The organism is Streptomyces mirabilis (assembly GCF_039503195.1).
Taxonomy (GTDB): Bacteria; Actinomycetota; Actinomycetes; order Streptomycetales; family Streptomycetaceae; genus Streptomyces; species Streptomyces mirabilis_D.
In genome coordinates, this window is record NZ_JBCJKP010000001.1 from 4,931,156 (window position 1) to 4,944,196 (window position 13,041).

Genomic DNA, 13,041 nt, shown 5'->3' on the forward strand with positions numbered 1-13,041 from the left:
CCAGCACCCTCGTGGAGTGCGCACAACGAACGACCTCACCCCCCATGCCGCCACCGCCGCCGCGATCCTCCCCCTGGTCGGCGGCGTCGCGAACGTCACCTCCGTCGCCCACTGCATGACCCGCCTGCGCCTGGGCCTGCGGGACCGGACCCTCGTACGCGAGGACGCTCTCAGGTCCCTGCCCGCCGTACTGGGCGTGGTCACGGACGACGACAGCTACCAGATCGTCCTGGGGCCGGGCACGGTCGCACGGGTGACCCCCGAGTTCGAGGCGCTCGTCGCCGGCACGGCCGGTGCGCCGGACACCGGCACGGCCGACGCGCTGGCCGCACGCGGCGCCGAGTGGAAGGCGGCCCGGCAACAGCGCAACGCGACCCCTCTCAAACTCCTCCTGCGCCGGATCGCGAACATCTTCGTCCCCCTGATCCCCGCCCTGATCGGCTGCGGCGTCATCGCGGGCCTGGGCGGCCTGCTGGTCAATCTGGGGTGGCTCCCCTCCCTCACCCCCGCCCTCGCGGCGATCGCCTCCGGCTTCATGGCCCTGATCGCGGTGTTCGTCGGCCACAACACGGCGAAGGAGTTCGGCGGCACCCCGGTCCTGGGCGGCGCGGTGGCGGCGATCGTCGTGTACGCGGGGGTCGCGAAGGTGACGGCCTTCGGCATGACCCTGGCGCCGGGGCAGGGCGGGGTACTCGGCGCACTGGCCGCCGCGCTCCTGGGAACGTACGTGGAGAAGTGGTGCCGCCGCCGGGTTCCCGAAGCCCTCGACGTCCTCGTCACCCCCACCCTCACCGTCCTGATCACCGGCCTGGTGACGCTCTACGTCCTGATGTACACGGCAGGCGAGCTGTCGACGGCCATCGGGACGGGCGCGAACTGGCTCCTCGACCACACGGGCGTCTTCGCGGGCCTGGTCCTGGGCGGCCTCTTCCTCCCCCTGGTGATGCTGGGCCTGCACCAGGCCCTGATCCCGCTGCACACCACCCTCATCCAGCAGCAGGGCTACACGGTCCTGCTCCCCGTCCTCGCGATGGCGGGCGCCGGGCAGGTCGGCGCGGCGCTCGCGGTCTACGTCCGCCTCCACCACGACCAGTCCCTCCGTACGACGATCAGGTCGGCGCTCCCCGCGGGCCTCCTGGGCGTCGGCGAACCCCTGATCTACGGCGTCTCGCTCCCCCTCGGCCGCCCCTTCGTCACCGCCTGCGCGGGCGGGGCGGCGGGCGGCGCCTTCGTCGGCTTCTTCTCGATGCTCGGCGACAAGATCGGCTCCACGGCGATCGGCCCCTCGGGCTGGGCGCTGTTCCCCCTGCTCAAGGGCACGGGCGGACTGGCCCTGACGGCGTCGATCTACGCGGGCGGGCTGCTGACGGGGTACGTGGTGGGGTTCGCGGCGACGTACTTCTTCGGCCTCGGGAGGACGGTCAGGGGCGCTGTCAGTGGTGTGTGCGATTCTTCGAAGGAGGGGCAGGACACCGACCCGGGAGGGAATCCACCACCGTGAACCACGCACAGCTGACCGCCCTCGGCCGCGCCCTGCGCGTGCTCGGCGAGCACGGCGACGCGCTGAGCGCCGACACGCCCGACGCGAAGCTGCACGAGGTGAAGGCCGACCTGAAGCGGGCGCTGGACCTGCTGGAGGAGACGGTGACGACGGCGGTGCCCACGACGCGCTGCGCCGAGCACCCCAATGGCCCGGTGGACGAGGGCGCGGTCGACCTCTGCCTGCTCTGCGAGACACGGCGGCGCACCGCACGCCGCACCGAGGTCAACGACGCCTTCCCGCAGGGCCGCCCCAGCGGCGCCGACGACGCACCCGAGCGCACGATGTCCCGGTACGGCGTGCGGGCCGACCGCCCCCAGCCCCAACAGCGCTGGCTGCCGGAGGTGTGGACCGGCCAGGCGTGGCAGTTGTGCGGCACCCCGCGCCGCGACCGCGTCGAGGCGGAGCGGTATCTCGCCGCGGAGCGCCGCACCCCGCGCCCCGGCATGGCCTACCGCCTGGTCCACGAGTTCACGGACTACGAGGTGCTGCGCATCTGGGGCACACCGGTGAAGGTGGACATCGAGCCGATGGGCAACCTGTAGCCGGTCACCTGCGGGCTCCCGCGCTCGGGACGGCAGAGGCGAGATGCCCGGTGAACCACTCCGTGGCCAGCTCGGTGACCGATTCCAGGGTGCCGGGTTCCTCGAAGAGATGAGTGGCACCGGGGACGACGGCCAGCCGATGCTCACAGCTCAGGCGCGCCGCGGCCTGCCGGTTGAGGTCCAGTACGACGTGGTCACGGCCCCCGACGACGAGCAGCGTCGGAGCCTTCACCTCCGGCAGCCTGGCGCCGGCCAGATCCGGCCTGCCCCCGCGGGAGACGACTGCCGCGACGTCCGCCGCCGGCTCCGCCGCGGCCCACAGCGCGGCGGCGGCGCCCGTGCTGGCACCGAAGTAACCGAAGGCCATGCCCTCGGTGCCGGGCTGCTCACGCAGCCATTCGGTCGCCTGGATCAGGCGGCGGGCGAGCAGCGCCGTGTCGAACACGTTGTCCCGGTTCACCGCCTCGGCCTCGGTGAGCAGATCGAACAGAAGGGTGCCGAGACCGGCGCGGTTCAGCCCGGTGGCGACGAAGCGGTTGCGTGGACTCTTCCTGCTGCTGCCGCTGCCGTGGGCGAAGAGGACGACCCCGGGGGCGCCGCGGGGTACCGTCAGCCGCCCGTCGAGCGCGGCGCCCGTGGCCGGAATCCGGACCTCCCGGTCGTAGGGCGGGGGAGCGTCCTCCGGGGAGGCACCGCCCGCGGCCTGCGGTGCGTCGGACCTGGCGTGCACCGCGCGGTTGTGCTCCAGACAGGCGATGACCTCCTCGTCGCTCGTCTGCCCGAAGTCCGTGTAGAACTGGCCGATCGCGTAGAACAGCCGGGGGGTGTGCAGACAGACGCCTTCGTCCGCCGCGCCTCCGAGGCGGGCCGACCAGTCGTGCGGCGCCACGGGAACCGCCAGCACGATCCGCGACGCGCCGCGGGCGCGCGCGATCCGGCAGGCCGCGAGCGCCGTGGAGCCGGTCGCCAGCCCGTCGTCCACCACCAGGACCGTCCGGCCCTCGTACCGGGCCGGCTGCCGCTCGCCCCGGTACTGGCGGGCCCGCTGCTGCAGGACACCGCGCTCGTGTTCCTCCACCGCCGCCAGGGCACGCTCCGTCACCCCCGTCCCCCGCAGCACCTCTTCGTTGATGACACGGACGCCTTCCTCGCCGATGGCGCCCATGGCCAGCTCCGGCTGGAAGGGCACCCCCAGCTTGCGCACGAGGCAGACGTCGAGCGGAGCGCCGAGAGCCTCGGCGACCTGCGCGGCGACCGGAACGCCGCCGCGGGGAAGTCCCACGACCACGAGGTCCTGGCCCTTGAGGTGGTGCAGCCGGGCGGCGAGCTGCCGGCCCGCGTCGATTCGATCAGCGAAGTACATGGTCGCCTCCCGGGGTGAGGTGAGCTCCTCGGGTCCCGAGTGAAGTCCGGTCCGCACTGCAGGGCGGAAAATCAATTCCGGGCGGAAGAGTCTGTTCCCTTCGGACAAGTCCATTATGGAGCGCCGCCACTCGCGGCTCCCAGGGCCGGCCGGACGGTGAGGGCGCCGTCCGGGTCGAGGTCGACCCGTGAGCCATAGGCCCGGCTGATCCGGCTCAGAACGTCCCGCACCCACCGCGAGTCGTCGACCGTCGCACGCTCCAGCCGCATCCGCCGGGACCGCATCGGGACGACGCGCACGTGGTCGAACCTGCCGTCCTCCGGGTCCACGGTGACGAAGTACAGCAAACGGAGATCGTCCCGGTACTCCTCGTAGCCGCCGATGCCCTCGTAGTCGTTGATCAGGTCACCGCAGCCGTGGGTGATGAGCTTTCCCCGGTACGACTCCAACGGCCGCGGATGGTGCGAGGAGTGCCCGTGCACGACGTCGGCGCCGCCGTCGACGAGCGCATGGCCGAAAGCGGACCTGGTCACGCGGGACGAGGTAGCCCCAGTTGGAACCCCAGTGGACCGAGACGACCACGATGTCGCCCGGCCGCTTGGCCGGACGCAGCCGGGTCGCGATCCCGGCCGCGGCGGCGTCCGACGGCTCGGCGACGAAGTCGACCCCGCTGCGCTGCGCCGTGGCGGCCCACCCACCGGGTATGCCACTGGAGGCCACCCCCACGGAGAAGACCAGGACGCGCCGGCCGCCAGTGACGGGGACGATCGCGGGACGCCGGGCCTCGTCGGCGTCCCGCCCCGCTCCCGGCGCGCGAAGACCCGCGTCCGCCAGGGCGTCGAGGGTCTCCTCCAGCCCGCGGCGGCCGTAGTCCAGCACATGGTTGTTGGCCAGGGCACAGGCGTGCGGACCGGCGGCGGCGAGGGCGGGCAGGTTGGCCGGGTGCATCCGGTAGTGGACCTCTTTGCCGGGCGCGGCCTCGTCGTTGCGCGTGACGGCGGTCTCCAGGTTGAGGATCCTGGCGTCGGGGGCCACCGCGGCGAGCACGTCCAGCGCGTCGCCCCAGGGCCAGGTGAAGCCGGCCGCGCGGGGAATCACGCCGTTCACCGCCTCGGCCAGCTCCACATAGGCGCGGGCGTCCTTGATGTACGACTCCCGCAGCTTCGGATCGCCGGGGTGCGGAAGGATCTGGTCGACTCCCCGGCCGAGCATCACATCACCGGCCAGGAACAGTGTGACGAGGCCACCACCCATGCCTCCAGGCTAGGCCCTGCAGCCGGACACCGTAGCGATCCACTTGACGAAGTCGGCCGGTCGTTGTCCGCGCCGTGGCCGAGTCGTACGAGGTGTCGACGTCGTCGCCGAGGTTCTTCACGCGGTCGGCGAGGTTGCTCGCGACGGTGAGCGCGGTGTCGCTGTCCTTGGTACCGAGGCGGATCCACCAGTGCTTCGACCGGTTCTCGTTGCCCCTGTCCACGAGGTGGTGCATCGGGTTCATCAGATGGAGCTTCGCGGGGACGTCACCGTCGAGACGCGCACTGGCACCCTCTTCGTGGCGCAGGCTGTACAGGGTGAAGTGCCGGTCGGCGGTGGTTCCCGTACCGAACTCGTTGTTCTCACCGGCGGACAGGTCGAAGGCGTGGGCACGGCATCCGCTACCTGGACGGCGCGATCCTCACCCCGCCCCAGGTCGTCGGCACGGCGGCCACCGCCGTCCTCTACAGCGGGGCGCACGAGGTGCACGAGGCCGTACGGGACACGATGGCCGCCGTGGGCGGCACCGGTACGTATCTCGGTGCCGATCCCGGCCGGGCGGCGGCATACGAGGTGGCGCTCCTCGGCCTGTTCACCATGTCGGTGTACGGCGTCGCGCACTCCTTCGCGCTCGCCTCGGCCGAGGGCATCGCACCCGACGACCTCGCCCCGTTCGCCATCGGGATCAGCGGTCTGCTGTCCGAGATGATCCCGCGATTCGCCGGTCAGCTCCGCACCGGCGACTACCCCGGTGAGCGCTCCACGATCGCCTCCGCGGCGACGACGATCGCCCACCTGATCGACGCGGCCATCGCCCACGGCCTGGAGGTGGGCGCGCTGACCGCGGCGAAGGGCGCCGCCGACCGAGCCGTCGCCGCCGGCCACGGACCGGACGGACTCCCACGCCTGGCCACGGTCCTGCGCAGCGGGAAGCCGGCGGGTTGACGTGCCCGAGCCCTCAGCCCAGCAACGGCAGCGCCCCGAAGTCGTGGTGCTCCCAGAGGCGGCGCGAGGTCTCGTGCGGGTACGGGGCGACCGCGGAGTCCGTGTCGAAGACCTGGGTCGGCCGCCGCGCGGTGTCGTACGCGGGCCAGCCCGGGTCTCCGGTCGTGGCGAACGCCGTCCAGGCCGTGCGAAAGCGGGACGACAGGGCCTCGGCCTCCGGGGACGACCCGACCCCGGCGAACAGCATCAGGCCGAGGTCGGCGGCGAAGGTTCCGAACAGCAGCGGTACGTCGAGGCCGTGACAGGCGCCCAGCGCGCCTCCGTAGGCGGGCGCGGGCCAGGCCAGCTCGTAGACGTGCGCGCGGCCACCGCCCGCGATCTGCGCCTCGGCCAGGCGCAACGAGGGCATACGGAACACCGCGTCGGAGTGCACCCACTCGTAGAGCTCCTCGGGAGAGGCGTCGGGGAACGCGGCGCGGTAGGCCCGCTCGCCGTCAGCCCCGGAGCCCGACCCCGGTCCCGGTCCGAAGGTGCGCAGTGCCGCCGTCGCCTGCTCGTCCGTGACCGTCCCGAGTTGGCCGCCCAGCGCGGCGAACAGCCGGTACTCGTCCCGTGTGTGCCCGACGACCAGTTCCACGTCCCGTGCCGAGCCGGCCGCCAGCGCCTGCCAGGGGGCGGTCGGCAGCACCTCTCCGTCGACGACGGGCGAGAAGGCGGTCAGCGTGTGGGCGACCATGCCCCATCGGTCCTCGAACTCCCGCATCCTGGGCCCCAACGCCTCGCCCACGGCGGTCAGTCGGCGGGGATCCACCGAGGACAGGTCGGCGGCCGTCGGGCGCAGGCCCGCCTCGGCGGCGAGGGTGGCGGCGATGTCGCGGGCGAGGTCGTCGGAGAAGAAGGGGCCGGGCACGCTCTGCGCGATCGCCCGACCGAACAGCCCGGCCGCGCCGGGCATGGCCAGCAGCGAGGCGACGGACCCGGCGCCCGCGGACTCGCCGAAGACGGTGACCCGGCCGGGGTCGCCGCCGAAGGCCGCGATGTTCTCCCGCACCCATTCCAGGGCCGCGACCTGGTCGAGCAGCCCCCGGTTGGCGGGGGCTCCGTCGATCCGGGCGAAACCCTCCACGCCGAGGCGGTAGTTGAGGGTGACGACGACCAGGTCCCCGTCGCGGGCGATGCGGCGGGCGTCGTATCCGGGGCTGCCGGAGTGGCCGAGCTTGTAGGCGCCGCCGTAGATCCAGACCATCACCGGACGGCGGGCGGCCGGGTCCGGGTCGGGCGTCCAGACGTTCACGGTCAGCCAGTCGTCGCCCATGGGGGCGTCGATCACCCCGGTACGGCCCTGGAATCCCGACTCCTGCGGGGGCGGCGGCCCGAAGGCGAGCGCGTCGCGGGTGCCGTCCCAGGCGGCCACCGGACGCGGGGCGGCGAACCGCGCTTCCCCCACCGGCGGTTCGGCGAACGGAATGCCCCGGAAGACCATCAGCCCGTCCTCCCGGCGACCACGCACCGCACCGGCGTGGGTGCGCACCACGCTCGCTCCTGCTGACGTCACGACGGCTCCCTGGGTACGGGTGGAACGGAACGGGCCCTTGGGGGAACAGCGTGCTACGAAACAGCCGGGCGATCACCCCCGGGGATGGGGAGGGTGATCGCCTGGATGCGATTTCGGACAGGTCGGGTCACATCCGATCCGATCCGGTCGGGTCGGGTCCGGACGAGGTCAGGTCCCGCCCGGTCGGCCCGGGGTTCAGCTGAGCGTGCTCAGCGCCTTCGGGTCGTACGACCCGAGCTCCTCGAGCCGTCCGTCCAGGACCTTCGCCGCCCACTCCGGGTCCTGGAGGAGGGCGCGGCCCACGGCGACGAGGTCGAACTCGTCGCGCTCCAGGCGGTCGAGGAGGTTGTCGAGGGAGGCCACCTTGGAGCTCTCGCCCATGAAGGCCTTGATGAAGTCGCCGTCGAGGCCGACCGAGCCGACGGTGATGGTGGGCTTGCCCGTGAGCTTCTTGGTCCAGCCCGCGAGGTTCAGGTCGGAGCCGTCGAACTCGGGCAGCCAGTAGCGGCGGGTGGAGGCGTGGAAGGCGTCGACGCCGGCGGCGGCGAGCGGGGTCAGGATGGCCTCCAGCTCCTCCGGGGTCTCGGCGAGCCGGGCGTCGTAGTTGTCCGACTTCCACTGCGAGTAACGGAAGAGGACGGGGAAGTCGGCCGAGACCGAGTCACGGACCGCGGCGACGATCTCCGCCGCGAACTTCGTACGGGCGACGGGGTCACCGCCGTAGGCGTCCGTACGCCGGTTGGTGCCCGCCCACAGGAACTGGTCGAGCAGATAGCCGTGCGCGCCGTGCAGTTCGACGCCGTCGAAGCCGATGCGCTCGGCGGTGGCGGCGGCCTCGGCGAACGCCGCGATGACCTCGTCCAGGTCGGTCTGGGTCATGGCCTTGCCGGTGCCCTCGGTGCCGTCGAGACGGATGCCGGAGGGGCCGACCGCGGGGGCGTCGGCGTACGGCGGCTTCCCCGCCTTGCGCACCATGCCGATGTGCCACAGCTGCGGAACGATCGTGCCGCCCGCCGCGTGCACCGCGTCGGCGACCTTCGTCCAGCCCTCGAGCTGCTCCGCGCCGTGGAAGCGCGGGACGCGGTCGCTCTCGCCCGCCGAGTCGTGGCCGACGTACGTGCCCTCGGTGACGATGAGGCCCACGCCCGCGGCGGCGCGGCGGGCGTAGTACCCGGCCACGTCCTCACCGGGGACGCCGCCCGGGGAGAACTGCCGGGTCATCGGTGCCATCGCGATCCGGTTCGGGACGGTCAGGCCGTTCAGCGAGACAGGGCGGGAGAGGATCTCGGCCGCGCGGGAGGCGGGGGCAGTCGTAGACACGTGTGGGGGACTCCTCGGGTACCGGATGGTATGTGCGTATGCATCGATGGTGCCTCAACCACAACTCTCCGGCCGTTCATGTCATTCCGGCCGCCCGGCATCCCACCCTGTGACCCCGGACACGCCCGAGGGCGGTACCCCCTGTTTCCAGGGAGTACCGCCCTCGGCAGGAAAACCGATCCTCGGAAGGATCAGAAGTCCATGTCACCGCCCGGCATGCCGCCCGGAGCGGCCGCGGAGGCCTTCTCCGGCTTGTCGGCGATGACGGCCTCGGTGGTCAGGAACAGCGCGGCGATGGAAGCGGCGTTCTGCAGGGCAGAGCGCGTCACCTTCGCCGGGTCGATGATGCCCTCGGCGATCATGTCGACGTACTCACCGGTCGCGGCGTTCAGGCCGTGGCCGACGGGCAGGTTGCGCACCTTCTCGACGATGACGCCACCCTCGAGACCACCGTTGACGGCGATCTGCTTGAGCGGGGCCTCCAGGGCGAGCCGCACGGCGTTGGCGCCGGTCGCCTCGTCACCCGAGAGCTCGAGCTTCTCGAAGACCGAGGAGGCCTGGATGAGGGCCACGCCACCACCGGCGACGATGCCCTCCTCGACGGCCGCCTTCGCGTTGCGAACGGCGTCCTCGATGCGGTGCTTGCGCTCCTTGAGCTCGACCTCGGTGGCGGCACCGGCCTTGATGACGGCCACGCCGCCGGCCAGCTTCGCCAGGCGCTCCTGGAGCTTCTCGCGGTCGTAGTCCGAGTCGGAGTTCTCGATCTCGGCACGGATCTGGTTGACCCGGCCCTGGACCTGGTCGGCGGAGCCGGAGCCGTCCACGATCGTGGTCTCGTCCTTGGTGATGACGACCTTGCGGGCACGGCCCAGCAGGTCCAGACCCGCGTTCTCCAGCTTGAGGCCGACCTCCTCGGAGATGACCTCGCCGCCCGTGAGGATGGCGATGTCGCCGAGCATGGCCTTGCGGCGGTCACCGAAGCCCGGAGCCTTGACGGCGACGGACTTGAAGGTGCCACGGATCTTGTTGACGACCAGGGTCGACAGGGCCTCGCCCTCGACGTCCTCGGCGATGATCAGCAGCGGCTTGCCGGACTGCATGACCTTCTCGAGGAGCGGCAGCAGGTCCTTGACGTTGCTGATCTTCGAGTTGGCGATCAGGATGTACGGGTCGTCGAGGACGGCCTCCATACGCTCCATGTCGGTGGCGAAGTACGCCGAGATGTAGCCCTTGTCGAAGCGCATACCCTCGGTGAGCTCAAGCTCCAGACCGAAGGTCTGGGACTCCTCGACGGTGATGACGCCTTCCTTGCCGACCTTGTCCATCGCCTCGGCGATGAGCTCGCCGATCTGGGTGTCGGCGGCGGAGATGGAGGCCGTGGAAGCGATCTGCTCCTTGGTCTCGACATCCTTGGCCTGCTCGAGGAGGGCACCGGAGACGGCCTCGACGGCCTTCTCGATACCACGCTTGAGAGCCATCGGGTTGGCGCCGGCGGCTACGTTGCGCAGGCCCTCGCGGACGAGCGCCTGGGCGAGCACGGTCGCCGTGGTCGTACCGTCACCGGCGACGTCGTCCGTCTTCTTGGCGACTTCCTTGACCAGCTCGGCGCCGATCTTCTCGTACGGGTCCTCGAGCTCGATCTCCTTGGCGATGGAAACACCATCGTTGGTGATCGTGGGGGCGCCCCACTTCTTCTCGAGGACGACGTTGCGGCCCTTGGGGCCAAGGGTGACCTTGACGGCGTCGGCGAGCTGGTTCATCCCGCGCTCGAGACCGCGCCGTGCCTCCTCGTCGAACGCGATGATCTTGGCCATGTGAAGTGGTCCTCCCGGACTGGGGTGGATTGCTCCGGACCGCGCTGGCGCCCGCGACGGACGGCCTGCCTGCCCCGTGGTTCCTTGCACCACCTGGCCTGCGGGCCTCACCGACCCGGTCCTTCGTTATCACTCTCACCTTCAGAGTGCTAACGCCAATGATTAGCACTCGCCCCTGCCGAGTGCAAGCGCCTTCCCTTGATCCGCAGGTGAGAAGGGGCGCGCAACCCGCGCGTCGCGCCGGTGCGCGAGCGGGCCCACGACCGTGCGCGGACAGACCGAAGGGCTCGTACCCCATGGGATACGAGCCCCTCGTCACGTCGAACAGTCAGTCGGCGCGTGCTTCAGCTGGTCGCGAGTCGGACCATGTCCGCCTGCGGCCCTTTCTGGCCCTGCGAGATCTCGAAATCGACCCGCTGACCCTCTTCCAGGGTGCGGTAGCCGTCCATCTGAATCGCGCTGTAGTGGACGAAAACATCCGCACCACCGTCGACCGCGATGAAGCCGTACCCCTTCTCCGCGTTGAACCACTTGACGGTGCCCTGAGCCATGCCTAACTCCCCTATTACTGGCCCTTGCACAGGACCGCACTTCGCGGACCCGGGTCAGACCTCACCCCCCAACGGTTGGGGGTGTGCGCCGGAACGCGTCGACCGCGGCTGAATGTATCTGTCCAACTGCCGTCTGCAACAGGTCAATCGGACGAGAATTCCGGGCACGACCGATCGGAAATATGGGGAGAATTTGCGAAGATTCAGGGCAAGTCGGGCCCCATAAAAGCCATATAAGGCTCAAAAGCACGGGACACTTTGGCTACTTCTTGCCGGACTTCGGGCGCGAACTCATATGCGCCCGGCATGCAAAGTGGAGCGGCTTCCCCAACTGTACCGCGCTCAACCATGCAGAATTGCCCCCTCCGCTTCTCTCGCGGAGGGGGCAATTCGATGAACTCTCGGTAATTGGCATTACCAAGGGTAACTATCTCACCCTGGGTAACGGCTCGCGAGGCGGTCAGCCTCCGGCGACGGCGGGGATGATCGAGACGCCCGCGCCGTCCGGCGTCGCCGTCTCCAGACCCTGCTCGAAACGGACGTCGTCGTCGTTGACGTAGACGTTGACGAACCGGCGCAGCTTGCCCTGGTCGTCCAGGACGCGCGCGGCGATACCCGTGTGGTTCTTCTCCAGATCCGCGATGACCTCACCGAGGGTCGCACCCTCGGCCGTCACCTCGGCCCGACCACCGGTGTAGGTGCGCAGGATGGTGGGGATGCGGACGGAAACGCTCATTCTTGTGACCTCCGGTCAGGTAAGGGCTTTTGGGGGCGCGGGGAACTGCGCGACCAGCCCCCACCGGCCCGCAGACGAACGACGACGCTTACGCGAGCCCAGCTTCCCGGAAGGACTCGAGGCTGGGGCGAATCGTCGCCGTGAGCCCCGTACCGGCCACCGCATCCAGCGTCTTCAGACCATCACCGGTGTTCAGGACGACGGTGGTCAGCGTCGGGTCCAGCAGCCCGTTCTCGATCAGCTTCTTCGTCACGCCCACCGTCACACCACCGGCGGTCTCCGCGAAGATGCCCTCCGTACGGGCGAGCAACGTGATCGCGTCGACGACCTGCTCGTCGTTCACGTCCTCCACGGCCCCACCCGTGCGCCGCGCGATGTCCAGCACGTACGGCCCGTCGGCCGGGTTGCCGATGGCGAGCGACTTGGCGATGGTGTTCGGCTTCTGGGGCCGTACGACGTCGTGGCCCGCCTTGTAGGCGACGGACACCGGCGAGCAGCCCTCGGCCTGGGCACCGAAGATCTTGTACGGCTTGTCCTCGACCAGTCCGAGCTTGATCAGCTCCTGAAGACCCTTGTCGATCTTCGTGAGCTGGGAGCCGGAGGCGATGGGGATCACCAGCTGGTCGGGGAGCTTCCACCCCAGCTGCTCGCAGATCTCGTACGCGAGGGTCTTGGAGCCCTCCGCGTAGTACGGCCGCAGGTTGACGTTGACGAAGCCCCAGCCCTCGCCGGCCGGGTCGCCGATCAGCTCGGAGCAGAAGCGGTTCACGTCGTCGTAGTTGCCCTCGATGCCGACGAGCTCGCCGCCGTAGATCGCGGCCATGACGACCTTGCCCTGCTCCAGGTCGTGCGGGATGAACACGCAGGAGCGGAAACCGGCGCGGGCGGCGGCGGCGCCCACGGCGCCGGCGAGGTTGCCGGTGGAGGAGCAGGACAGGGTCGTGAAGTCGAACGCGCGGGCGGCCTCGATGGCCTGGGCGACGACGCGGTCCTTGAAGGAGTGCGTCGGGTTGCCCGAGTCGTCCTTGACGAAGAGCTTGCCGGCCTCGACGCCCAGCTCGCGGGCGAGGTTGTCGGCCTTGACGAGCTTGGTCCAGCCGGGGTTGATGTTCGGCTTGTCGGCGACGTCGGCCGGGACAGGCAGCAGCGGCGCATAGCGCCAGATGTTCGCGGGGCCCGCTTCGATGCGAGCCCGGAGTTCTTCGGTTTCGTAGGCGGAGAAGTCGTACGCGATCTCCAGCGGGCCGAAACACTCCTCGCAGGCGAAGACCGGGCCGAGCGGCACGCGGTGCCCGCACTCGCGGCAGGAAAGCGCGGCGGCGGGTCCGAGATCCACACCGACTACGGTGGTGGTGTCGCCCGCGACAGGGTTCGTGGTGCTTGCAACAGTCGAACTTGCAACAGTCTGCGCAGCCATG

The 13,041-nt window shown here is 70.6% G+C and carries 11 protein-coding genes and 1 pseudogene; 3 read left to right on the plus strand and 9 right to left on the minus strand.

The genetic code is table 11. The annotated features are described in order from the left end of the window. Positions 1-16: 16 nt before the first annotated feature. Positions 17-1,501: a PTS transporter subunit EIIC gene (locus AAFF41_RS22725; protein WP_319748732.1), complete on the plus strand. Its 1,485-nt coding sequence runs from the start codon at positions 17-19 to the stop codon at positions 1,499-1,501. Further along, positions 1,498-2,085 carry a hypothetical protein gene (locus AAFF41_RS22730; protein WP_319748731.1) on the plus strand — a complete coding sequence of 196 codons (588 nt, stop codon included), beginning with the start codon at positions 1,498-1,500 and terminating at the stop codon, positions 2,083-2,085. Before AAFF41_RS22725 ends, AAFF41_RS22730 begins: the two co-directional genes overlap by 4 nt. Positions 2,086-2,089: 4 nt before the next feature. On the opposite strand, the gene AAFF41_RS22735 is transcribed toward AAFF41_RS22730, so the two are convergent. The 3 genes and pseudogenes from AAFF41_RS22735 to AAFF41_RS22745 all read right to left on the minus strand — a co-directional run bounded on the left by AAFF41_RS22735 (position 2,090) and on the right by AAFF41_RS22745 (position 4,946). Beyond that, positions 2,090-3,448 (minus strand): phosphoribosyltransferase family protein, encoded by a 1,359-nt coding sequence (locus tag AAFF41_RS22735; RefSeq protein WP_319748730.1) that lies wholly within the window; start codon positions 3,446-3,448, stop codon positions 2,090-2,092. A gap of 113 nt (positions 3,449-3,561) precedes the next feature. Then, a pseudogene (locus AAFF41_RS22740) lies at positions 3,562-4,702 on the minus strand (CapA family protein). Beyond that, positions 4,665-4,946 (minus strand): hypothetical protein, encoded by a 282-nt coding sequence (locus AAFF41_RS22745; RefSeq protein WP_319748729.1) that lies wholly within the window; start codon positions 4,944-4,946, stop codon positions 4,665-4,667. The pseudogene AAFF41_RS22740 and the gene AAFF41_RS22745 overlap by 38 nt, the downstream one beginning before the upstream one ends. A 239-nt stretch (positions 4,947-5,185) precedes the next feature. Between AAFF41_RS22745 and AAFF41_RS22750 the strand changes: the two genes are divergently transcribed. Beyond that, positions 5,186-5,647, plus strand: coding sequence for an imine reductase family protein (locus tag AAFF41_RS22750; protein ID WP_343324543.1), 462 nt, complete (start codon positions 5,186-5,188; stop codon positions 5,645-5,647). A gap of 13 nt (positions 5,648-5,660) precedes the next feature. Here the strand turns inward: AAFF41_RS22750 and AAFF41_RS22755 are convergent, their stop codons facing one another. The 6 genes from AAFF41_RS22755 to thrC all read right to left on the minus strand — a co-directional run bounded on the left by AAFF41_RS22755 (position 5,661) and on the right by thrC (position 13,040). Further along, positions 5,661-7,202: a carboxylesterase/lipase family protein gene (locus AAFF41_RS22755; protein WP_343324544.1), complete on the minus strand. Its 1,542-nt coding sequence runs from the start codon at positions 7,200-7,202 to the stop codon at positions 5,661-5,663. A 195-nt stretch (positions 7,203-7,397) separates the two neighbouring features. Then, positions 7,398-8,522, minus strand: coding sequence for an NADH:flavin oxidoreductase (locus AAFF41_RS22760; protein WP_319748726.1), 1,125 nt, complete (start codon positions 8,520-8,522; stop codon positions 7,398-7,400). 191 nt (positions 8,523-8,713) lie between these two features. After that, the gene (gene groL, locus AAFF41_RS22765) at positions 8,714-10,336 is read right to left on the minus strand and encodes a chaperonin GroEL (RefSeq protein WP_054235146.1); all 1,623 of its coding nucleotides are present in this window, start codon (positions 10,334-10,336) and stop codon (positions 8,714-8,716) included. Positions 10,337-10,680: 344 nt separating this feature from the next. Next, positions 10,681-10,887, minus strand: coding sequence for a cold-shock protein (locus AAFF41_RS22770; protein WP_019057200.1), 207 nt, complete (start codon positions 10,885-10,887; stop codon positions 10,681-10,683). A 460-nt stretch (positions 10,888-11,347) separates the two neighbouring features. Then, positions 11,348-11,623, minus strand: coding sequence for a ubiquitin-like small modifier protein 1 (locus tag AAFF41_RS22775; protein ID WP_343324545.1), 276 nt, complete (start codon positions 11,621-11,623; stop codon positions 11,348-11,350). Between the two features lie 88 nt (positions 11,624-11,711). Further along, a complete protein-coding gene (gene thrC, locus AAFF41_RS22780) occupies positions 11,712-13,040 on the minus strand; it encodes a threonine synthase (protein ID WP_319748725.1) in 1,329 nt (442 codons plus the stop codon). Position 13,041: the final 1 nt, after the last annotated feature.